The organism is Photobacterium sp. R1, from assembly GCF_054600795.1.
This window is the reverse complement of sequence record NZ_BAAHZP010000972.1, coordinates 1-237: the sequence shown is the minus strand read 5'-3', so window position 1 is coordinate 237 and position 237 is coordinate 1. Positions and strand designations below refer to the sequence as shown.

Sequence of the window (237 nt, the reverse complement as noted above, 5' to 3'; positions counted from 1 at the left end):
AACACCAGCGCTGACATGTGGGCGGATAATGTCTTTTAACCACTCTTCACGTTGTTGGATTACGCCCCGTCGCATTGCCTGGCGTTCATCCGACGAGAGCATGGACGTCATTTCATAAGAAAAATCGTAAATGGCAAGGAATACAGTGATGTGAACATTCTCACTTTTTTCAGCGAGGTGTATTGCACGTGACAAAGCCGGTTGGTTGTCTTGCAGTGGATCGGCTACTACGAGGAT

Annotated in this window: 1 protein-coding gene; it reads right to left on the bottom strand. The window is 47.7% G+C overall.

Going from position 1 to position 237, the window contains the following annotated elements; translation table 11 throughout:
• Window positions 1-237, bottom strand: a 237-nt coding sequence (locus ACYP03_RS27965) for a universal stress protein (RefSeq protein WP_459782930.1), incomplete at both ends; no start/stop codon positions are given.